Source organism: Blattabacterium sp. (Blatta orientalis) str. Tarazona (assembly GCF_000334405.1).
Classification (GTDB): domain Bacteria; phylum Bacteroidota; class Bacteroidia; order Flavobacteriales; family Blattabacteriaceae; genus Blattabacterium.
Genome location: NC_020195.1, coordinates 287,947 through 310,532 on the forward strand (window position 1 = coordinate 287,947; position 22,586 = coordinate 310,532).

Sequence of the window (22,586 nt, forward strand, 5' to 3'; positions counted from 1 at the left end):
TTATTTTTTTCTATTTTTTTTGATCACATCAATAGCATCTTTTAAATGAAAGGAATTAAAAAAAATTTCTTCTTCAATTGGAATGGATTTATTTTTATGTCTAATATAGACATTATACTTGTTTATTTTTAATAAAACTTTTTCTTCTTCAAAAATTCCTAAGAATTTAGGCAATTCTAGAAGTTTTAATGCAGTTTCTAAGGAGATTGTATCAATTTTTTGACTAATGAGCAATGGAGAAAATTTAGGTTTTTCTTTGTCTTTAAATTCTCCCATTTGAACAATAGGTCCAAATCTGGCTACTTGGGAAAAAATTTTTTTTTTAGATATTGGATCTATGCCTAAAAAACGTTTTTTATGAACTTTTTCTACGTTTTTTTCAACGTGTTCTATTTTTTCATGAAATCCATCATAAAAATTTTTTATGATTTTTTTCCAAGAAACTTTTCCTTTAGCTATGTTATCAAATTCTTTTTCTAAATTTGCTGTGAAATCATAATCGACAATTTCATGGAAATTCTTTTTCAAGAAATTAGTAGTTAGAACACCTATTTCAGTTGGGATAAATTTGTTTTTTTCTATCTCTGTAATTTCATCTTTTTTTTCAATGATTCTATTATTTTTTAGAATGAAAGACTCACGATATTCTTTCTTCTTAATAGATTTTTGCAGGTTGACATAGTTTCTTTTTTGGATAGTAGAAATAATGGGAACATAAGTAGAAGGCCTTCCTATTCCTAGTTTTTCTAAATTTTTTACTAAAGAAGCTTCGTTGTATCTTGGTAAATGTTTTGTAAAAACTTGTTTTGCTGTAATTACTTTTTTTGTAAAAGTGTTCCTTTTTAATTTCTGATAAATTTTTTCTGTTTTTTTTAAATCCTCCTTTCCATGGATTTTCATAAACCCATCGAATATGATAGTCTTTTGGGTAAAGACAAAAGGAATCTCAAAGTTTGAAGATTGAATATAAAAAATTTTTTTTTCAATATTTGCGTCCGTCATCTGTCCTATTATAGTTCTTTCCCATATGAGTTTATAAAGGATTTTTTGATACGTATCTAAATTTTCCAAAGAATTTTTTTCTATATCGGTGGGATGAATAGCTTCATGAGCTTCTTGAGAAAATTTTTTTTTAGATGAAAACTCTTTTGGAGATAAATACAATTTTCCATATGAAGAGAGAATATAGTTTTTTATTTCTGATAAAACATCTTTGGATAAATTAGTACTATCTGTACGCATATATGTAATGTATCCTTTTTCATATAATTTTTGTGCCAAAAACATAGTTTTTGATATAGAAAAATTTAATTTTTTACAAGCTTCTTGTTGCAAAGAAGAAGTTGTGAATGGAGGTGGTGGAGTTTTTTTTTCTTGTTTAGTAACAATTTTTTTAATGAAAAAAGAAGAATCAATACATGCTTGTAAAATGTTTTTCATTTTTTTCACCCCTTCTATTTTTTTTTCCAACTTTGCATTCATAGTCATTTCATTCTTATTGGTAAATATTCCAAATATTTGATATCCAGGAGTTGGGATGAAGTTTTGAATATTTTTTTCTCTTTCTACTATAAGTCTAAGTGCTGCAGATTGGACTCTTCCCGCAGAAAGTCCAGCGTTAATTTTTTTCCATAAAATAGGAGATAATTGAAATCCTACTAATCGATCTAAAATTCGTCTTGCTTGTTGTGCATAAACTAAATTATAATCAATTAATCTAGGATTTTTTATGGCATGTAGAATAGCTTTTTTTGTAATCTCATGAAAGACTATTCTTCTAAATCTTTCAGAAGGAATGTTTAGGATTTTGTAAATTTGATAAGCAATAGCTTCTCCTTCACGATCTTCATCGGAAGCTAACCAAATTAGATTGAAATCTTTTATTAAAGTTTTTAAATTCTGAACTATTTTTCTTTTTTTGGTGAGAATTACATAATTGGGCTGAAAATCTTTATTGATATCGATTCCTATTTTTTTTTCTGGAAGATCTATTAAGTGTCCGTAACTTGGAACTACATAAAACTCTTTTCCAAGAAATATTTGTATGGTATTAGCTTTAGTAGGAGATTCAACAATTACTAAGTTTTTTTTCATGTTTTTTTTATTAGATATTCCTTTCAATAATAAAATTTACCATTGTTTTTAAAGACTTCTTGATTATACTATCTGGATAAGGATCTAATATTTTTAATGCATTATTACGTATTCTTATCATTTTCTGGATTGCGTATTCTATGCCTCCATATTTTTTCACATAAGCAATAATTTGATGTCTTTTTTTTTCATCATAATTTTTTATAGAATTTAATATCCATTTTTGATCATTCTGAGATGCTTTTTGAATTGTATAAATAAGTGGAAGAGTCATTTTTTTTTCCATAAAATCAATTCCAATAGGTTTTCCTGTTAAATTTTTATTAGATTCATTGTAGTCAAATAAATCATCTTTTATTTGAAAAGCAACCCCCGTTAATCCTCCAAATTTTCGCATTTTTAATGCGATATCTTCATTAGCATTTACTGAACGAGCTCCCCCTTCACAAGAAGCTGCAATTAGACTTGCAGTCTTATGATAAATGATCTGATTATAAATTCTTTCAGTGATATCAAGTTTTTTAGATTTTTCCATTTGTAACAATTCCCCTTCACTCATATCTTTAATTGTTCTACAAATAATTTTTAGAAGATCATGATAATTATTTTCTGTAGCTAATAAAAGACTTTTAGAAAGTAAGTAATCTCCTACTAAAACAGCTATTTTATTTTTCCATATAGCATTTATGGAAAAAGAACCACGACGAAGATAACTATTGTCGATAACATCATCATGAACAAGAGTAGCAGTATGTATCAATTCTATTAAAGAGGCTGTATGATAGGTTTTTTTTTGAATAGTTCCTAGCATTTTTGCAATTAGGAAGACAAACATAGGTCGAATTTGTTTTCCTTTTCTATGAACAATATAATGTGTTATTTTATTTATAAGAGGTACATCACTTTTTATAATGGTATGAAATTTTTTTTCAAAAGTTTTCATTTCTTCATTTATAGATTCTTTAACTTTTTCAAGTATTTTCTTCATAATATTTTGATCTTTTTTTTAAGATTATGTTTTTTTGTAATTAAAGATTATAATATTTACAAAATCAACATGGAATCTCCGTAGGAATAAAATCTGTATTTTTCTTTTGTAGCTATTTTATATGCTTTCATAAGAAGATCATATCCAGTAAATGCGGCGGTCATCATTAATAAAGTCGATTTTGGCATGTGAAAATTTGTAATCATAGAGTTGGCTATGCTGAAATTGTAAGGAGGAAAAATGAATTTATTGGTCCATCCAGAAAAAGGATTTAAATATTTATTGGAAGATACAGAGCTTTCTATGGAACGCATGGATGAAGTTCCTACAGCACATATCCGTTTTTTTTGTTGAATACTTTTGTTAATAATATCACATGTTTCTTTTTTTATAAAACATTTTTCAGAATCCATTTTATGTTTAGATATATCTTCTACTTCCACGGGTAAGAAACTTCCTAACCCAAGATGTAAAGTTATTTCTACCAAGTTTATTCCTTTTATTTCTAATTTTTTTAATAAGTGTTTTGAAAAATGTAATCCTGCTGTAGGTGCGGCAACAGATCCTTCTTTTTTTGCATAAATAGTTTGATATCTTTCTTCATCATTTTTATCAGGCAATCTTTTAATGTATTTTGGCAAAGGAGTTTTTCCTAATTCTTTAATTTTTTTTATGAGTTCATTATGTGTTCCACTGAAATGAAGTTGTAATATCCTTCCTCTAGAAGTTGTATTATCTATGACTTCTCCTGTCAATCCATGTCCAAAGTTTAATTTGTTTCCTACTCTAACTTTTCTTGCTGGATCAACTAATACGTCCCAAGTTCTATCTATTGGGTCTAATTCTCTAAGTAAGAAAACTTCTATTTTTGCTTCTGTTTTTTCTTTGTTTCCGAATAATCTTGCAGGAAATACTTTTGTGTTATTAAAAATAATAGTATCACCTTCTTCGAAATATTGATGTAAATCTTTAAAAATTTCATGTTTAATGCCATTATTTTTTCTATCTATAATCATTAACCTAGATTCATCTCTTTCCTCAGTAGGTTGATTAGCTAAAAGGTCTAATGGAAGACCGAAATCGAAATCTGAAGTTCTCATAATTTAGATTAGCAAAGAGTTTGTTTAGACAAATTAATACTATAGGTTTTTTTTTGATAAAATTAGATTATTTTTTTTTTAACAAAAAAATATATATACATTTGTGTATGCTAATAAAGTTTTTTTAAAAAAAACTTTTTAAGTTGTTCTTTGTCATGTTGAATAAGGAGCTTCTATGCCTGATTCTGAGGATTTTTTAATGAAATTTTTTGCGTATTTTGATTTATTTTATTACAACGGAGAGTTTGATCCTGGCTCAGGATGAACGCTAGCGGCGGGCTTAACACATGCAAGTCGAGGGGCAGCATAAGATCTATTTTTTAGATCTTGATGGCGACCGGCGAACGGGTGCGTAACACGTACGTAACTTACCTTTTGCTAGAAAATAGCCTGAGGAAACTTGGATTAATATTCTATAATATAATATTATTGCATGATAATATTATTAAAGCATATAATGCGGCAAAAGATAGGCGTGCGTCTGATTAGTTAGTTGGTAGGGTAATAGCCTACAAAGACAATGATCGGTAGGGGGCCTGAGAGGGTGATCCCCCACACTGGTACTGAGATACGGACCAGACTCCTACGGGAGGCAGCAGTGAGGAATATTGGTCAATGGAGGAAACTCTGAACCAGCCACGCCGCGTGCAGGAAGAAGGCCCTATGGGTTGTAAACTGCTTTTGTATAGGAATAAAAATTTTTACGAGATAAAAATTGTGAATGTACTATACGAATAAGTGTCGGCAAACTCCGTGCCAGCAGCCGCGGTAATACGGAGGACACAAGCGTTATCCGGATTTATTGGGTTTAAAGGGTGCGTAGGCGGTTTATTAAGTCAGTAGTGAAATGTTGCAGCTTAACTGTTAAAATGGCTATTGATACTGATAAGCTAGAGTGAGATTGGAGTAACTGGAATGTGTGGTGTAGCGGTGAAATGCTTAGATATCACACAGAACACCGATCGCGAAAGCAGGTTACTAAGTCTATACTGACGCTGAGGCACGAAAGCGTGGGGAGCAAACAGGATTAGATACCCTGGTAGTCCACGCCGTAAACGATGATCACTAGTTGTTGGATTTTGTATTCAGCGGCTAAGCGAAAGTGATAAGTGATCCACCTGGGGAGTACGGTCGCAAGGCTGAAACTCAAAGGAATTGACGGGGGCCCGCACAAGCGGTGGAGCATGTGGTTTAATTCGATGATACGCGAGGAACCTTACCAAGGTTTAAATGTACTGCGAATAAGCTAGAAATAGTTTAGTCTTCGGACGGAGTACAAGATGCTGCATGGTTGTCGTCAGCTCGTGCCGTGAGGTGTTGGGTTAAGTCCCTCAACGAGCGCAACCCTTATTGTTAGTTGCCAGCGAGTAAAGTCGGGGACTCTAACAAGACTGCCGACGTAAGTCGAGAGGAAGGTGGGGATGACGTCAAATCATCACGGCTCTTATGCCTTGGGCTACACACGTGCTACAATGGTCGGTACAAAGGGTTTTGCTACTGGGCAATCAGAAGCTAATCTCTAAAAGTCGATCTCAGTTCGGATTGGAGTCTGCAACTCGACTCTATGAAGTTGGAATCGCTAGTAATCGCATATCAGCCATGATGCGGTGAATACGTTCCCGGGCCTTGTACACACCGCCCGTCAAGCCATGGAAGTCGGGGGGACCTGAAATCGGTGACCATAAAAGGAACTGCTTAAGGTAAAATCGATAACTGGGGCTAAGTCGTAACAAGGTAGCCGTACCGGAAGGTGCGGCTGGAACATCTCTTTTTTAGAGTTTATTAAAAGAATTTGAAGAATTGGGCTAGAAGTTTTTTATAAATATTGGAGATTGATTTTGATATCAGTCTCGTAGCTCAGCTGGTTAGAGCGCTACACTGATAATGTAGAGGTCCGCGGTTCAATTCCGCGCGAGACTATATATATCGTGGAGGGGGATTAGCTCAGCTGGATAGAGCGCCTGTTTTGCACGCAGGAGGTCATCGGTTCGACTCCGATATTCTCCATTTAAAGTTCTTTAACATAACATACATATTACATAAGATACAGGGAAAATAAAAGCTAAGTAAGGGCGTATGGTGGATGCCTTGGCTCTGAGAGGCGATGAAGGACGTGATAAGCTGCGATAAGCTGCGGGGATTGGCACATACAAATTGATCCGCAGATTTCCGAATAGGGAAACCTATCATATTAATCATATGATATTACTTTTTTTAAAGTAAGGCGAACCTAGAGAACTGAAACATCTAAGTATCTAGAGGAAGAGAAAACAAAAGTGATTCCGTTAGTAGTGGCGAGCGAAATCGGAATAGCCCAAACCATTATGGTTACGGCCATAGTGGGGTTGTAGGTCTACATAATATGAGGAATATTTTTTTATAGTAGAATGATTTGGAAAAATCAATCATAGAAGGTGATAATCCTGTATGCGAAATAAAAAAATAACCTCAGTAGTAACCTGATTAAGACGGGACACGGGAAATCTTGTCTGAATCGACCGGGACCATCCGGTAAGGCTAAATACTACTCAGAGACCGATAGTGAACTAGTACCGTGAGGGAAAGGTGAAAAGTACTTCGAATAGAAGGGTGAAATAGATCCTGAAACCATACGCTTACAAGCTGTCGAAGCCTTTCAGTAAGGTAACGACGTGCCTTTTGCATAATGAACCTACGAGTTAATTTTTCCGGCAAGGTTAAGTAGTTCAGCTATGGAGCCGTAGCGAAAGCGAGTCTTAAATAGGGCGTTTAGTCGGAAGAATTAGACGCGAAACCGAGTGATCTACCCATGGGCAGGTTGAAGCTGTGGTAACACATAGTGGAGGACCGAACCGGTTGACGTTGAAAAGTCTTCGGATGACTTGTGGGTAGGGGTGAAAGGCCAATCAAACTCGGAGATAGCTCGTACTCCCCGAAATGCATTTAGGTGCAGCATCGTGTTAAAATAAGACAGAGGTAGAGCTACTGATTGGATGAAGGGGTTTCATCACCTACTAATTCCTGACAAACTCCGAATGCTGTCATTATGTTTCACGGTAGTGAGGGCGTGGGTGCTAAGATCCATGTCCAAGAGGGAAACAACCCAGATCATCAGTTAAGGCCCCAAAGTATATATTAAGTTGAACAAACGAAGTTCAGTTACACAGACAGCTAGGATGTTAGCTTGGAAGCAGCTATTCATTTAAAGAGTGCGTAACAGCTCACTAGTCGAGTGATTGAGCATGGATAATAATCGGGCATAAATATATCGCCGAAACTATGGGATTGAAAAATCGGTAGGGGAGCATTGTAATGACAATGAAGCTAGATCGTGAGATCTAGTGGAGTGATTACAAAAGAAAATGTAGGTATAAGTAACGATAATGCGGAAGAGAAAACCGCACACCGAAAAACTAAGGTTTCCTCAGCTATGTTAATCAACTGAGGGTTAGTCGGATCCTAAGACGTAATCGAAAGGTGTAGTCGATGGAAAACCGGTTAATATTCCGGTACTTGCTTTTATTGCGATAGGGGGGACGGAGAAATGAAACTGTCGCGTACGGACGGAAGTGTACGTTGAAATAGTTAGGTATTAAAATATACAGGAAAATCCGTATGTTTTGCTGATCTATGATAGTACCACAAACCTTCGGGAGAGTGGATAGTACAGGTAAGAGCTCCCAAGAAAAGCCTCTAAGCTTCAGATAAAAGTGATCCGTACCAAAACCGACACAGGTAGTTAAGGAGAGAATCCTGAGGTGCTCGAGTGATTCACGGCTAAGGAACTAGGCAAAATGAACCTGTAACTTCGGGAGAAAGGTTGCCTTCCCATAAAGAAGGCCGCAGTGAAAAGATCCAGGCGACTGTTTATCAAAAACATAGGACTCTGCTAAATTGAAAAATGATGTATAGGGTCTGACACCTGCCCAGTACTGGAAGGTTAAAGAAAAAGGTTAGCTTAGGCAAAGCTTTTGACTGAAGCCCCAGTAAACGGCGGCCGTAACTATAACGGTCCTAAGGTAGCGAAATTCCTTGTCGGGTAAGTTCCGACCTGCACGAATGGTGTAACGATCTGGAAACTGTCTCAGCCGTGAGCTCGGTGAAATTGTAATATCGGTGAAGATGCCGATTACTCGCAATGGGACGAAAAGACCCTGTGAACCTTTACTATAGCTTCGTATTGATTTTGATTAAAAAATGTGTAGGATAGGTGGGAGACTTAGAAGTATTGTCGTCAGGCAATATGGAGTCTACCTTGAAATACCACCCTTTTTTTATTTGAAATCTAACTCAATCAAATCTATTGAGGACATTGCGTGGTGGGTAGTTTGACTGGGGTGGTCGCCTCCAAAAAGGTAACGGAGGCTCCCAAAGGTACCCTCAACACGTTTGGTAATCGTGTGTAGAGTGTAATGGCATAAGGGTGCTTGACTGTGAGACATACAAGTCGATCAGGTACGAAAGTAGGGCATAGTGATCCGGTGGTTCCGTATGGAAGGGCCATCGCTCAAAGGATAAAAGGTACTCCGGGGATAACAGGCTAGTCTCCCCCAAGAGCTCACATCGACGGGGAGGTTCGGCACCTCGATGTCGGCTCGTCACATCCTGGGGCTGGAGAAGGTCCCAAGGGTTGGGCTGTTCGCCCATTAAAGTGGCACGCGAGCTGGGTTCAGAACGTCGTGAGACAGTTCGGTCTCTATCTATTGCGAGCGTTAGAAGCTTGAGTGGAGCTGATTCTAGTACGAGAGGACCGAATTGGACGAACCTCTGGTGTATCAGTTGTGTCGCCAGATGCATTGCTGAGTAGCTACGTTCGGAAGAGATAAGCACTGAAAGCATATAAGTGCGAAACTCACCACAAGATAAGGCTTCTTTTAAGGGTCGTTGAAGATCACAACGTAGATAGGCTACAAGTGTAAAGACAGTAATGTCATAGCTGAGTAGTACTAATTACCCGTAGGCTTTTATTTTTTCCTTTTTTCTTTGTTGTATGTTATGTTTTTTTAATTTTTTTTATGGGCGGCTATAGCAATGTGGACCCACCTCTTTACCATTCCGAACAGAGAAGTTAAACACGTTAGCGCTGATGGTACTGGTTATTCCGGGAGAGTAAGTCGCCGCCCTTTTTTCTTTATTACAACATTACAACAGACATTCTGAATAGAGATCTCTGCTTTTTGTGTTTTCTGCACGGAGAATGCTTTCGCTTCTATAGTAGTAAAGACTTTTTAATCCTATTTTCCAGGCTTCTAAATGGACTTTGTTGATAAATTTAGCTGGAGTATTTTGGTGAAAAGCAAGATTAATACTTTGGCCTTGATCAATATATTTTTGTCGTATACTAGCTTGTTTGATTAATTCCAATTGATTTATTTCCTTGAAACATAGAAATACATTTTTTTCTTTTTCACTAAGACCTGTTAATCCTAGACAAGATCCTTTTTCATTGGCTATCTGTTCCCAGACTTCTGGTAAATTACATCCACTTTTTATAAGGATTTTTTCTAAGCAAGGATTTTTTCGAATATGCATACCTTTTGCGTCATCATCTACATATATATTGGCTGCTAATGGTTCAACCCCTTGAGATAGACCTCCAGCTAATTTTGCGGAACTCCTATTGGGAGCCATAGCCATTAAGGTCAAATTTCTTCTTCCTGTGCCTATGTTCCATTCTGACTCCCCATATTCCTTAGCTAAATATCGAGTTGCTTTTTGAGATTCTGATCGAATCTTTCCAAAGATGTCATGAGTTAATATTTCAGATTTTACAGAAATAAAGGGAATCATTCTAGATTGTAGATAAGAATGCCAGCCTAAGGCTCCTAAACCTAAAGCTCTACTTTTCTCTGCAAAACGAACAGCATCTTCTATTCCTTTAATGTTTTTTCCTTTATTAATGAATTCTTGCAAAACTGCATCAAGAAACAAAATAGCATAAAATACAGTTTGAGTATCTTTCCATTCTACATATTTATATAAATTTAAAGAAGAGAGACAACATACAAGTGTATGAGTTTTATCTGTTGGTAACATTATTTCTGAGCAAAGATTGCTGTGATGTATTTTTAATCCGTTTTTTTTCCAATTTTCTGGAAGATTTCTATTTGCATTGTCTTTAAAGAATAAATAAGGTTCTCCCGTTTTTACACGTTCTTTGAGGGTATTTATCCACAAACTTCTTTCTTTTCCATTTTTTTTTAACACTTTTTCCATGAAAGAATTAGAAAGAATAACCCCTTGATGAACATTGTGACATTGACGATTAATATCTCCCTTAGGTTCTCTTATTTTTAAAAATTCTGGATATTCTTGATGTTCTATATTCAAGTAAATAGCTACTGCGCCTCTTCGTGTACTTCCTTGTTTACTAGCAATAATGGCACTATCATATGATTTCACAAAAGGAATAATTCCATCAGAAGTTCCTAATGTTCCATTTTTTATAGGACTTCCTACTGGTCTGATAAGACTAAAATCATAAGAGGTACCTCCTCCATGTTTGCTCAAAATAGCCATTTCCAAATTTTTCCTATAGATTTCATACATACTATCTCCAACACGACCGGAAAAACAGCTAATAGGTAATCCTTTTTCCGTTCCAAGATTCACCATAACTGGAGTAGAGGGGATAAGCCATCCCTTCCATAAAATATTAAAAAATTTCTTTTCTATTTTTGGCTTTTTAAGAATTTTTGCCGCATTTTCAGACAATCTTTTATATGCTTCAAAAGGAGTTTCTCCATTTAATAAATATCCACCTTTAATTGTAGTCAGATACAGTTCATTATTTGCCCATACAGGAAAATCTATTCCTACTTTCCATCCTTTCTTTTCTGCAATAGGGTGTGTTTCCATTTTTTTAGTACTGAAATTTCCTTTTTTTTTATTTCTTTTCCTTTTCTATTTGTTCTTTCAATTTTGCTAATCCAGCAATATCTCCAAGCGTAGATCTCTCGAATTTTCTGTTTCTCACACGTGTTTTTTCTTTCTTTTGATTTTTTTCACGATAAATAGAAGTATGAGAAACTACAATTTTTTTTGTTTCTTTATTAAATTCAATCACTTTAAAATTGCTTTTTTCTTCTTTTTTCAGAGTACTTCCATCTTTTTTTTCCAAGAAACGCAATGGAGCAAATGCTTCTATTTCTTGAAAATCTCCTATTTGATCATTTAATAATTTAACAGAAGCTCCCTTATCAAATAAATTGACGATAAATCCATTATGAATACTTCCTACATAATAGATTTTTTCATATTTTTCCCATGGGTTTTCAGTAATTTGTTTGTGACCTAAATTTAATCTTCTAGTTAGAGGATCTAAAGTTAAAATTATTACTTCTAATTTATCATTGATATTGCAAAATTCAGAGGGATGTTTTATTTTTTTTCCCCATGAAAGATCATTCGCATAAATGATTCCAGATATTCCTTTTTCTAATTCCAAAGAAATTCCAAAATTAGTAAACTTACGAACAACTCCCACATGTTTTGATCCTATAGGGTATTTATTTTGAATATCTATCCAAGGATCTGGAGTCAATTGTTTAATACTCAAAGACATTTTTCGTTCTTGTCTGTCTATAGTCAGTATAAAGGCTTCTATTTCATCTCCTATTTGCACAAAGTCTTGTATGGAAGATAAATCATAAGACCAAGACATTTCACTAATATGTAATAAAGCTTCCACCCCAGGGATGATTTCCACGAAAGCTCCATAATCAGCTAAAACGCTTACTTTTCCTTTTACTTTGTTTCCTACTTTTAAATTCTTGTCTAAAGAGTTCCAAGGATGAGGTTGCAATTGTTTTAATCCTAGTTGAACTCTGTTTTTATCCTTATCTACACCTAAAACTACAAATTTTAATTCTTGTTCTAATTGAACCACTTCTGTGGGATGATTGATGTGAGGCCAACTCATATCAGTAATATGTAACAAAGCATCTACTCCACCTAAATCTACGAAAGCTCCATAAGGAAGAATATTTTTTATTTTTCCCTCTAGAACCTGACCTTTATCAAGTTTAGAGATCATTTCCTTTCTTTGTTCTTCTATATCTCTTTCTATCAATACTTTATGAGAAACCACAACGTTTTTAGTTTTTTGATTTATTTTGACCACTTTTACTTCCATTGTCTTTCCGACATATGTGTCATAATCTCTAACAGGTTTTACATTAATATGGGATCCTGGTAAAAAACATTCAATATCAAAAATTTCTATGATTAAACCTCCTTTAGTTCTAGCAGCTACATAACCTAATATAACTTCTCCTTTCTCATGTGCTTTATTGATTCTTTCCCAATTTCTCATAGTTTTTGCTTTTTGATATGAAAGAATACATTGTCCCTTATAATCCATTTTTACCACCATAACTTCCATTTTTTCTCCTACTTTAAAATTAAAATCCTCTCGAAATTCACTAATAGGAATAGCTCCTTCCGCTTTAAATCCTATATCCACAATCAGATTTTTTTCCGTGATATGTGTGATAGTTCCCGGATATATTTCTAGCTCTTGTATTTTTGGCAAAGTTTCTGCATAGATTTTTTCAAAATTCTTTCTTTCTTCCTTTTGCTCACTGTTCAAATGAGTTTCGTATTTCGTCCAATCGAAACTTTTTCTTTTATCCTTTAATCCTATATTCTCATTATTTTCAGATGAATTTTTGGTATCTTTTTTAATTTCTTCGGTTTGATTAGACATATGTTTTAATTTTTGTAAGAATATCGAAACTTGCTACTACTGCTATCTAAAATATTTATTCAAAATATGAAATAAAGAGAAGAATTGTATCTATCCACTAGATTAGGATTAGCAAGCTTATTGTTGTATAAAAAAAAGATAATACAAAACTAATAATTTTTCATCACATAAGTTTTTATATCTACTAATATCTTTTATAAGATCTTTAAATACTTACTCATTGTGAATAATTCCCGAAAATCCATCATGATGATGTAAATTGATCATTTTGTTCATAAAAAATAATTCGTTAAAAAAACATGTATCTTATTGTTGATACCGAAACTACGGGATTACCTGTAAATTATAATTTTCCTATATCCAATACGGAGAACTGGCCAAGAGTTGTTCAAATTGCATGGCAACTACACGATTTTTCAGGGGACTTAGTGGAATTTAAAAATTTTATTATAAAACCGGATCATTATGACATTCCTTTCAATGCTTTTAAAATTCATGGAATCACTAATGAAATAGCGGAAAAAAATGGAGAGGATTTAATTTTCGTTCTTAAAGAATTTAAGAAATCTTTTGAGAAATCTAAATATTTAATTGGACACAATTTAGAATTTGATATAAGAGTTATTGAGTGTGAATTCTTTAGAAAAAAAGAACAAATTTCTTTTAAAAGAAAGAAAATTTTAGATACTAAAGAAGTATCTGTTTCTTATTGCAAATTACCTGGGATAAGAAAAAAATTTAAATGGCCCACATTAACCGAATTATATTATAAGTTATTTGGAACAAAATTGTCCCATTCACATAATGCAGCAAATGATGTAAAAGCAACAGCTCGTTGTTTTCTAGAACTTTTGCGTTTAGGAATTATCTCATCCGAAAATCTTAAAATAGATGAAAATTTTATTTTAAAGTTCAGAACATTACATCAGTCTACAATATCTTCTTCTATGGTTTCTTTTAATAAACCTTATTCCTCATATATATCTAATAAAAAAAATAAAAAAAAGAAGAAGATTAATCATGAAGAAATTAAAAAAAAAAATAATTCTCATATTCATAATCATACTTCTTTTTCCATACTTTATTCTACCATAGATATTCAATCTTTGATTGAAAGAGCTATATATTTTGATATGCCAGCCGTAGGAATAACGGATTACGGAAATATGATGGGAGCTTTCCATTTTTTAAATGCTATTCATTCTGCAAACAAAAAATATTCTTCCTTAAAAAAATCCATCAAAGGGATCGTAGGATGTGAAGTGTTTATTTCTGATTTTTATTCACAGAAAAAGTTTACTAAAGAACAGCCGGATAAACGTTATCATCAAGTTTTTTTGTCTAAAAATAAAGCGGGGTATCAAAATTTGTCAAAACTATGTTCTCATGGATTCATAGAAGGTTTTTATGCGGGAGTTCCTAGAGTGGGAAAAGATTTAATAGAAAAATATAAGAAAAATTTGATAGCTCTTACGGGAGATCTATATGCAGAGATTCCACAAACGATCCTAAATAAAAGGAAAAATGAAGGCAGAAAAAGTTTTTTGTGGTGGAAAGAACTTTTTGAAGAAGACTTTTATATAGAATTGTTACGTCATGGATTGGAAGAAGAGGATTATGTAAACAAAGTTTTACTGAAGTTTTCCGAAAAATATCATGTAAAATATATTGTGCAAAATAATACTTTTTATTTAGATCCAAAAGAATCTTATGCTCATGATATTTTACTTTGCGTAAAAAATGGAGAAAAAAAATCAACTCCTATAGGCAGGGGAAAAGGTTATAGATTCGGATTTCCAAATCATGAATTTTATTTTAAAAGTCCAGAAGAGATGAAAGAAATTTTTTCGGATTTTCCGGAATCTTTTGATTTTTTAGAAGAATTAGTTAATAAAGTAGAATCTTATCATCTTTCACAAAAAGTCTTGCTTCCAAAATTCAAAATTCCAGAATCCTTTGAAAATTCTCTAGATAAAATAGATGGAGGTCACAGGGGAGAAAATTCTTTTTTAAGAAGCCTCGCATATGAAGGGGCTAAAAAACGTTATCCACATATGACTCCGGAAATACAAGAAAGAATTCATTTCGAATTAAAAACAATTGAAAAAATTGGATATCCTGGTTATTTTCTAATTGTTCAAAATTTTATTTCTCAAGCTAAAAAAATGAATATATCCGTAGGACCAGGAAGAGGATCTGTTGCTGGATCTGTAGTAGCTTATTGTATAGGAATTACCGATATAGATCCCATAAAATACAATCTTCTTTTTGAGCGATTTCTCAATCCAGATAGGATTTTTTTACCAGATATAGACATTGATTTTGATGATAAAGGACGTGAAAAAATTATTGAATGGGTAGTTCAAAAATATGGGAAAAATCAAGTTGCACAAATTATCACGTATGCCACTATGGGAGCAAAATCCGCTATTCGTGATACAGCAAGAGTGTTAGATTTATCTTTAAAGGAAACAGATTATCTCGCAAAAATGGTCCCAAATTTGCTTTCATTAAAAGTTCTCTTGTCAAAAAAAGATCATCTTCTAGAAAAGATGAGTAAAGAAGATATGGAGAATGTTAAAAAATTGAAAAGCATTTCAGAGAAAAAAGATACTTTGGAAGGACAAGTCTTACAACAGGCAAAAATTTTAGAAGGTTCTATAAGAAGTACAGGAATACATGCCTGTGGGATTATTATAAGTCCATATGATATTAAAGAATATGTTCCAGTTTCTATTTCAAAAGAATCTGATTTATTGATAACGCAATTTGACAACCATGTAGTGGAACAAGCTGGATTGTTGAAAATGGATTTTCTAGGATTAAAAACCCTTACTATTATCAAGGAAGCTATAAATATTATCAAAAAACGTATTAGTATTGAAAAAATTTCATTCCCTTTGGAAGATGCAAAGACTTATTCTCTTTTTCAGAAAGGAGAAACTGTAGCTGTTTTTCAATATGAATCTACGGGGATGCAGAAATATTTACGGTTGCTAAAACCGGATAAATTTGATGATCTCATTGCCATGAACGCCTTGTACAGACCTGGGCCATTACAATATCTTACTAATTTTATATACAGAAAACATGGAAAAGAACCCATTACATATGATTTGCCAGAAATGGAAGAATTCTTAAAAGAGACTTATGGGATAACCATCTATCAAGAACAAGTTATGTTAATCGCCCAAAAAATAGCTGGGTTTAGTAAAGGAGAAACAGATTTTCTTAGAAAAGCTATGGGGAAAAAACAAAAAGAGGTATTAAATAAAATGAAAAATCAGTTTATCATTCAAGCTTCTAGAAAAGGATATCCGAAAAAAATATTGGAAAAAATATGGAAGGACTGGGAGTATTTTTCTTGTTATGCTTTTAACAAATCTCATGCTACCTGTTATGCCTATATAGCGTTTCAAACGGCTTATCTTAAGGCACATTTTCCTTCTGAATATATGGCGTCTGTATTAAGTCACAATATGGATAATATTAAACAGCTTACTTACTTTATAAAAGAGAGCAAACGTATGGGAATTTCTGTGATAGGTCCGGATATCAATGAAAGTGACGCCTTTTTCAAAGTCACAGATTCTAATTGCATTAGATTTGGAATGAGGGGAATAAAAGGAGTTGGAGAAAATGCAGTAAAAAATATTATTCAGGAAAGAGAAAATCACGGATTATATACATCTATTTTTGATTTGGTAAAACGGATTGACTTGCGTATAGTGAATAAGAAGACTTTGGAAAGTTTAGTTTTATCCGGATCCTTGGATAAATTTCATATACATAGAGAGGAATATTTTCATTTTGAAGAAGAAAAAAAATTAAGCACTCTAGAGAATATCATTCGATTTGGATCTAAATTCCAAAAAAGGAAAATACAAGAGAAAAATTCTCCAAAAAAGAAGAAAAAAATTGAAGTAGAAAAACCCCTAATTATAAAAAGTGAACCGTGGAATAATATATATAAATTATCCAAAGAAAAGGAAGTATTGGGGATTTATGCCTCTTCGCATCCTTTGGATGATTATTCTTATGAAAGAAAATATTTTACTAATTTATCTTTAGATCAATTAAATAAGAATGAACAAAAACTTATAGGAAAAGAAATTTATATATGTGGTATTCTATCGAAAATAGAAAAAAAGATCTATATAAAAAGTGGAAAAAAATATGGAATTTTTTTATTAGAAGATTATCATTCTTCTAAGGAGTTTTGTATTTCTGGACAACAGTATTTAAAATATGAACATTTACTATTTAATAATAGCCTGTTACATTTATATATTTCTATTTCTCAATCGAAATATAATAGCTGTAAAGTCCATATTATTCATATGGAAAGTTTACAAAATGTTCTAAAAAAATTAGCCGAAAAATTGATAATAAAAATTGATCTAGATGATTTAGACCAGGTAATCATTGATAATATAGATCGGCTATTTTCTCAACAAATAGGAAATAAAAAACTTTATGTTTTTCTTTATGATAAGGACGATCATATTTCTTTAAATTTAGAATCTAAAATGTATGGAATTAATATTAACTCTGATTTTCTAAAAAAATTAGAAAAAATAAAAGGCTTGGATTTTTGTTTAAATTAAAACTTTACATTTATTAAAAAGACTTTATTAACTTTGTACTTATTAGGACAGTACATTAAAGAAATATTATGAGGAATCATTCATCATATTACATTTCAATAAAACGCGTCTATTTTTATGGTTTTTGGGTTCTTTACTAAAGATGAAAATAAAAGTTAGAGTATCTCATGATCAGGATACAAAATATGCTTCCTTAATTTGCCAAAAGATCCAGGAATCAGCAAAAATTAGAGGAACTGGTATTGCTAAAAAAGATCCAGAATATATTAAATCAAAAATGATTAGTGGGAACGCGGTGATTGCATTTTTTGATGGAAAATTAGCAGGTTTTAGTTATCTAGAAATTTATCAAAATAAAGAATTTGTAGTTAATTCTGGTTTGATTGTTTTTCCTGAATTTAGAAAACAAGGATTGGCAAAAATTATAAAAATTGAAATATTTAAACTTTCTAGAAAAAAGTATCCGAATTCTAAAATATTTAGTATTACAACAAGTCATCCAGTGATCAGAATTAATACGGAATTGGGGTTTAAACCTGTAGCTTTTAGTGAACTGACCAAATCAGAAGATTTTTGGAAAGGATGTCAAAGTTGTGCGAATTTCGATATATTAACTAGGAAACAAAAAAAAATGTGTCTTTGCACAGGACTTTTATATAATCCATATGAAAAGGAAAATATTCTTAAAAAACAAAAAAATATAGATTACTTAATTCCTGGAGATAAAATTGTTTTGGCCTATAGCGGGGGGTTAGATACGTCTTATTGTTTAAAATATCTACTTCAAGAAGGATATGAAGTTCATACAGTAATTATCAACACAGGAGGATTTAAAGAAGAGGAATTAAAAAAGATTCAAGAGAGAGCTTTAAATATTGGAGCTATATCACACAGAACTATTGATGCTATCGAGGAATATTATCAAAATTGCATAAAATATCTTATATTTGGAAACATTCTTAAAAATAACACTTATCCACTTTCAGTAAGTTCAGAAAGAATTTTTCAAGCTATTAAAATTGCGAAATATGCAACTAATATAAAGGCAAAAGCGATAGCTCATGGAAGTACAGGCGCTGGAAATGATCAGATTAGATTCGATATAGCCTTTCAAATTATTTGTCCAGAAAAAATAACTTTATCTCCTATAAGAGATCTAAAAATTTCTAGAAAAGAAGAGATAGAGTATTTGCGAAATAATGGAGTTTATAATATTTGTGGGGATCAAGCAAAATATTCTATTAATAAAGGAATTTGGGGAACTAGTATTGGTGGGAAGGAAACTCTTACCTCTTCTAACGATTTTCCAGATGAAGCTTATCCGACAAAGTTAAGGAGAAAAAAAAGTGAAAATTTAGAATTAGAATTTGAAAAAGGAGAATTAGTAAGTGTTAACAGAGAAAAGGGAAAGGCCATAAAAAATATCATAAAAATTGAAAAAATCGCCTCAGAATTTGCTATAGGTAGGGGGATTCATATAGGGGATACGATTTTAGGTATTAAGGGAAGAGTAGCCTTTGAAGCTTCAGCTGCTATTATTATTATTAAAGCTCATCATTTGTTAGAAAAACATATTCTTACAAAATGGCAACTTTATTGGAAAGAACAATTATCTAATTGGTATGGAATGTTACTTCATGAGGCACAATATTTAGATCCTGTCATGCGTGATATAGAGATGTTTTTAAGGAGTACACAAGAAAGATTGACTGGAACAGTGCATATCATTCTATATCCTTATAGATTTCATTTAGTTGGAATTAAATCTAAATTTGATTTAATGGATTCTAACATGGCTCAATATGGAGAAATAAATCATGCTTGGACAGCAGAAGATGTTAAAGGTTTTACAAAAATATTGAGTAATCAAATGAAAATGTATCATAATTTAAATAAAAAAGAAGAATGATTAAGATAGGCATTATAGGAGGAACTGGATATACTGCTGGAGAATTAATGAGATTGATGATTAATCATCCAAAAGTAAGGATAAATAGTGTGGTAAGCAGGAGTAAATCAGGAGATTTAATTCATTCAGTTCATCAAGATCTATTAGGAGAAATAGATAATATGAAGTTTACCGATTCTTTAAACAAGGATGTTGATGTAGTATTTATTTGTTCAGGACATGGACAATCTAGAAAAGAATTAAAAAATCTATTAGAAACTATAAAAGTTATTGATCTTAGTCAAGATTTTAGAATAATCAATCAATCGTTTTTTTTAGGAAGAAAATTTATCTATGGATTACCAGAATTACAAAAAGAGATTATAAAAATATCTAGCAATATTGCTAATCCAGGATGTTTTGCTACAGCTATTCTTTTAGCTATATTACCCTTAGCTAAAAAAAAACTATTGAAAAGAAATATTCATATTAGCGCTATAACTGGTTCCACAGGTTCGGGAAAGACCATGAGTGAGACTAACCAATTTAGTTGGAGAAACAATAATATTTCTACTTATAAAATATTTAATCATCAGCATTTACAAGAAATCCAACAAACTATTCATCAAATACAAAATAATTTTTCATCGGAAGTATATTTGATTCCTTATAGGGGAAATTTTTCTAGAGGAATTATAACTACTTTATATACTCATTCTAGTTTTTCTTTGGAAGAAAATAAGGAAATTTATAAAGATTATTATAAGAATCATCCTTTTGTGGAAATTTCTGATCTAAATATAGATGTAAAACAAGTAGTAAATACCAATAAATGTATTTTACATCTTCTGAAAGAAAAGAATCAATTGATTGTTCTTAGTGTGATAGATAATCTTATAAAAGGAGCTTCCGGTCAAGCTGTCCAGAATATGAATCTTATGTTTAATTTGGATGAAACTTGTGGCTTAAAATTAAAATCCGTTCGTTTTTAATTGAAAAAAAATGGAGCTATTTGACGTATATCCTATTTTAGATATAGAATTAACCAAGGGGGAAGGGGTTTATGTTTTTGATAAACAAGGTCATATGTATTTAGATTTTTATGGAGGACATGCCGTTATTTCCATTGGTCATTCGCATCCATATTATTTGAGAGCCTTAACAGAACAAATTCATAAAATATCTTATTATTCGAATAGTGTTTTTATTTCTCAAAAGAAAAAATTGGCTAATTTACTTGGTCTTCTTTCAGGATATGAAAAATATTCGTTATTTCTTTGTAATTCAGGAACTGAATCCAATGAAAATGCTTTGAAAATAGCCTCTTTTCATACAGGAAAGAAAAAAATTATTGCTTTTAAAGGAGCTTTTCATGGAAGAACAAGTGGAAGTGTATCCGTGACGGATAATTACAAAATAGTATCTCCTTTTGATGCCCAACATGAAACTATATTTATAGATTATAAGGATATTAATTTCTTAGAAAGAGAATTAAAAACTGGAGAGATTTGTGCTTTAATCACGGAAGGAATACAAGGGATATCTGGAATTAGAGATCCTGGTTTAAATTTTTTTTGTAAAGTTTGGGAACTTTGCAAAAAGTACGATACAATTTTTATTGTTGATGAAGTTCAGAGTGGATATGGAAGGACTGGATCTTTTTTTTCTCACCAGTTTTATTCTGTTAAGCCAGATTTAATTACTATCGCTAAAGGAATGGGAAATGGATTTCCAATAGGAGGAGTGCTTATACATCCTAAATTTATCCCTTATTATGGAATGTTAGGTACTACATTTGGTGGAAATCATCTAGCTTGTGCTTCTGGTATTGCGGTATTGGAGATTATGAAAAAAGAAAATTTAATTGAAAATGCTAAAAAAATGGGAAATATACTGTTGCAAGAATTGCGGATGATTCCTCAAATCAAAAAAATAAGAGGAAGAGGATTGATGTTAGGGTTAGAATTTGATTTTCCTATTCAGGATTTGAAAAATATTTTAATATACAAAGAAAAAGTATTTGTAGGAACATCTAACAATTCATATGTCTTACGATTACTCCCTCCACTGATTATTAACGTAAATCATATTAAATTATTTCTAACAAAACTAAAAAATGCCTTAGCATATCTAAAAAATGAAAAATAATATAAAAAAGGCTATGCTTGTACTGGAAGATGGAACAGAGTATCCAGCTTATCATTTTGGAGCGAAAGTCTCTTCTTCTGGAGAAGTAGTTTTTAATACAGCTATGGTAGGTTACACGGAAAGTTTAACTGATCCTTCTTACAAAGGTCAAATATTGACTTATACTTATCCTATAATAGGAAATTATGGAGTCCCCTCTTCCTCTTGTAAGGAAGGAATTCATGAATTCTATGAATCCGATAAGGTTCAAGTATCCGGCCTTATTATTTCCTATTATTCCAATCGTCCGTATCATTGGAATATGTGCTTCTCTCTATCGGATTGGTTGAAAGAAAATGGCGTACCTGGATTATATGGAATAGATACTAGATTTATGGCACAAAACTTAGAAAAAAGGGGAAGCATGTTAGGTAAAATTTTAATGGAAAAAGAAGATCTTCCTTTTTATGATCCTAACCAGGAAAATCTTTCTGAAAAAGTATCTGTACAGAATAAAATTCTATATGGAAAAGGAAAATATAAAATATTACTTGTAGATTTTGGATTAAAGAATAATATTTTGCGTTGTCTTTTACGGAGAGATTGCACTATCATAAGGGTCCCATGGGATTATGATTTTACGAAGGAAGAATATGACGGGTTGGTCCTTTCTAATGGTCCTGGAAATCCAAAAATTTATGAAAAACCCATATATTATCTTCGTAAAGCTATGAAAAAAGAAAGACCTATATTTGGGATATGTTTAGGAAATCAACTTTTGGGAATTGCTGCAGGAGGAGATACTTACAAACTTCCATATGCACACAGAGGACATAATCAACCAGTGGTCTTATTAGAAAAAGGAAAAAATTTTATCACATCACAAAACCATGGATATGTTTTGGATACTAAAAATATTTCTAAAGAGTGGAAAGTGTTCTTCAAAAATTTAAATGATAACACTTGCGAAGGAATTATTCATGATTACAAACCTTTTTTTTCGGTACAATTTCATCCAGAAGCATCAAGTGGACCTGCAGATACGGAATTTTTATTCGATATTTTTATCAATTCTATGGAAAATAATTAAAAAAAG

The 22,586-nt window shown here is 32.2% G+C and carries 10 protein-coding genes, 2 tRNA genes and 3 rRNA genes; 10 read left to right on the plus strand and 5 right to left on the minus strand.

All coding sequences use genetic code 11. The features are described 5' to 3' along the window. From topA to queA, 3 genes are read right to left on the minus strand one after another with little or no spacing between them, the layout of a single operon-like run. The gene (topA, locus tag BLBBOR_RS01485) at positions 1-2,094 is read right to left on the minus strand and encodes a type I DNA topoisomerase (protein ID WP_015370680.1); all 2,094 of its coding nucleotides are present in this window, start codon (positions 2,092-2,094) and stop codon (positions 1-3) included. A gap of 10 nt (positions 2,095-2,104) precedes the next feature. Beyond that, positions 2,105-3,082 carry a polyprenyl synthetase family protein gene (locus BLBBOR_RS01490; RefSeq protein ID WP_015370681.1) on the minus strand — a complete coding sequence of 326 codons (978 nt, stop codon included), beginning with the start codon at positions 3,080-3,082 and terminating at the stop codon, positions 2,105-2,107. 56 nt (positions 3,083-3,138) lie between these two features. Next, positions 3,139-4,182 carry a tRNA preQ1(34) S-adenosylmethionine ribosyltransferase-isomerase QueA gene (gene queA / locus BLBBOR_RS01495; RefSeq protein ID WP_015370682.1) on the minus strand — a complete coding sequence of 348 codons (1,044 nt, stop codon included), beginning with the start codon at positions 4,180-4,182 and terminating at the stop codon, positions 3,139-3,141. Between the two features lie 233 nt (positions 4,183-4,415). Between queA and BLBBOR_RS01500 the strand changes: the two genes are divergently transcribed. The 5 genes from BLBBOR_RS01500 (at position 4,416) to rrf (ending at position 9,287) form a co-directional block, all read left to right on the plus strand. Beyond that, positions 4,416-5,954 (plus strand): 16S ribosomal RNA (locus BLBBOR_RS01500). A gap of 74 nt (positions 5,955-6,028) precedes the next feature. Beyond that, a tRNA-Ile gene (locus BLBBOR_RS01505) sits at positions 6,029-6,102 on the plus strand. Between the two features lie 13 nt (positions 6,103-6,115). Then, positions 6,116-6,189, plus strand: a tRNA-Ala gene (locus BLBBOR_RS01510). A 48-nt stretch (positions 6,190-6,237) separates the two neighbouring features. Then, positions 6,238-9,131 (plus strand): 23S ribosomal RNA (locus BLBBOR_RS01515). A 45-nt stretch (positions 9,132-9,176) separates the two neighbouring features. Beyond that, positions 9,177-9,287 (plus strand): 5S ribosomal RNA (rrf, locus tag BLBBOR_RS01520). The 16S, 23S and 5S rRNA genes sit together here with 2 tRNA genes alongside, the layout of an rRNA operon. A 16-nt stretch (positions 9,288-9,303) precedes the next feature. Here the strand turns inward: rrf and BLBBOR_RS01525 are convergent. Both BLBBOR_RS01525 and rpsA read right to left on the minus strand, forming a co-directional pair. Then, positions 9,304-11,019 carry a ribonucleoside-diphosphate reductase subunit alpha gene (locus BLBBOR_RS01525; protein ID WP_015370683.1) on the minus strand — a complete coding sequence of 572 codons (1,716 nt, stop codon included), beginning with the start codon at positions 11,017-11,019 and terminating at the stop codon, positions 9,304-9,306. A gap of 28 nt (positions 11,020-11,047) precedes the next feature. Next, the gene (rpsA, locus tag BLBBOR_RS01530; RefSeq protein WP_015370684.1) at positions 11,048-12,868 is read right to left on the minus strand and encodes a 30S ribosomal protein S1; all 1,821 of its coding nucleotides are present in this window, start codon (positions 12,866-12,868) and stop codon (positions 11,048-11,050) included. A 299-nt stretch (positions 12,869-13,167) separates the two neighbouring features. Here rpsA and dnaE point away from each other — a divergent pair, with 299 nt between their 5' ends. The 5 genes from dnaE to carA all read left to right on the plus strand — a co-directional run bounded on the left by dnaE (position 13,168) and on the right by carA (position 22,580). Beyond that, positions 13,168-17,475, plus strand: a complete 4,308-nt coding sequence (dnaE, locus tag BLBBOR_RS01535) for a DNA polymerase III subunit alpha (protein WP_015370685.1) — start codon at positions 13,168-13,170, stop codon at positions 17,473-17,475. Between the two features lie 142 nt (positions 17,476-17,617). Then, the gene (locus BLBBOR_RS01540) at positions 17,618-19,384 is read left to right on the plus strand and encodes an argininosuccinate synthase domain-containing protein (RefSeq protein ID WP_015370686.1); all 1,767 of its coding nucleotides are present in this window, start codon (positions 17,618-17,620) and stop codon (positions 19,382-19,384) included. Continuing rightward, positions 19,381-20,355, plus strand: coding sequence for an N-acetyl-gamma-glutamyl-phosphate reductase (argC, locus tag BLBBOR_RS01545; protein ID WP_015370687.1), 975 nt, complete (start codon positions 19,381-19,383; stop codon positions 20,353-20,355). Before BLBBOR_RS01540 ends, argC begins: the two co-directional genes overlap by 4 nt. A 10-nt stretch (positions 20,356-20,365) precedes the next feature. Beyond that, entirely contained in the window at positions 20,366-21,511 is a 1,146-nt protein-coding gene (locus BLBBOR_RS01550) for an aspartate aminotransferase family protein (RefSeq protein ID WP_015370688.1), read from the plus strand. Further along, entirely contained in the window at positions 21,501-22,580 is a 1,080-nt protein-coding gene (gene carA / locus BLBBOR_RS01555) for a glutamine-hydrolyzing carbamoyl-phosphate synthase small subunit (RefSeq protein ID WP_015370689.1), read from the plus strand. Before BLBBOR_RS01550 ends, carA begins: the two co-directional genes overlap by 11 nt. The last annotated feature ends 6 nt before the right edge of the window (positions 22,581-22,586 follow it).

Bases quoted from the DNA above. Each gene is read 5' to 3' on its own strand.
- BLBBOR_RS01525 (WP_015370683.1), bottom strand. From the start codon at position 11,019: ATGGAAACACACCCTATTGCAGAAAAGAAAGGATGGAAAGTAGGAATA.
- rpsA (WP_015370684.1), bottom strand. From the start codon at position 12,868: ATGTCTAATCAAACCGAAGAAATTAAAAAAGATACCAAAAATTCATCT.
- BLBBOR_RS01550 (WP_015370688.1), top strand. From the start codon at position 20,366: ATGGAGCTATTTGACGTATATCCTATTTTAGATATAGAATTAACCAAG.
- argC (WP_015370687.1), top strand. From the start codon at position 19,381: ATGATTAAGATAGGCATTATAGGAGGAACTGGATATACTGCTGGAGAA.
- dnaE (WP_015370685.1), top strand. From the start codon at position 13,168: ATGTATCTTATTGTTGATACCGAAACTACGGGATTACCTGTAAATTAT.
- BLBBOR_RS01490 (WP_015370681.1), bottom strand. From the start codon at position 3,082: ATGAAGAAAATACTTGAAAAAGTTAAAGAATCTATAAATGAAGAAATG.
- queA (WP_015370682.1), bottom strand. From the start codon at position 4,182: ATGAGAACTTCAGATTTCGATTTCGGTCTTCCATTAGACCTTTTAGCT.
- BLBBOR_RS01540 (WP_015370686.1), top strand. From the start codon at position 17,618: ATGAAAATAAAAGTTAGAGTATCTCATGATCAGGATACAAAATATGCT.
- carA (WP_015370689.1), top strand. From the start codon at position 21,501: ATGAAAAATAATATAAAAAAGGCTATGCTTGTACTGGAAGATGGAACA.
- topA (WP_015370680.1), bottom strand. From the start codon at position 2,094: ATGAAAAAAAACTTAGTAATTGTTGAATCTCCTACTAAAGCTAATACC.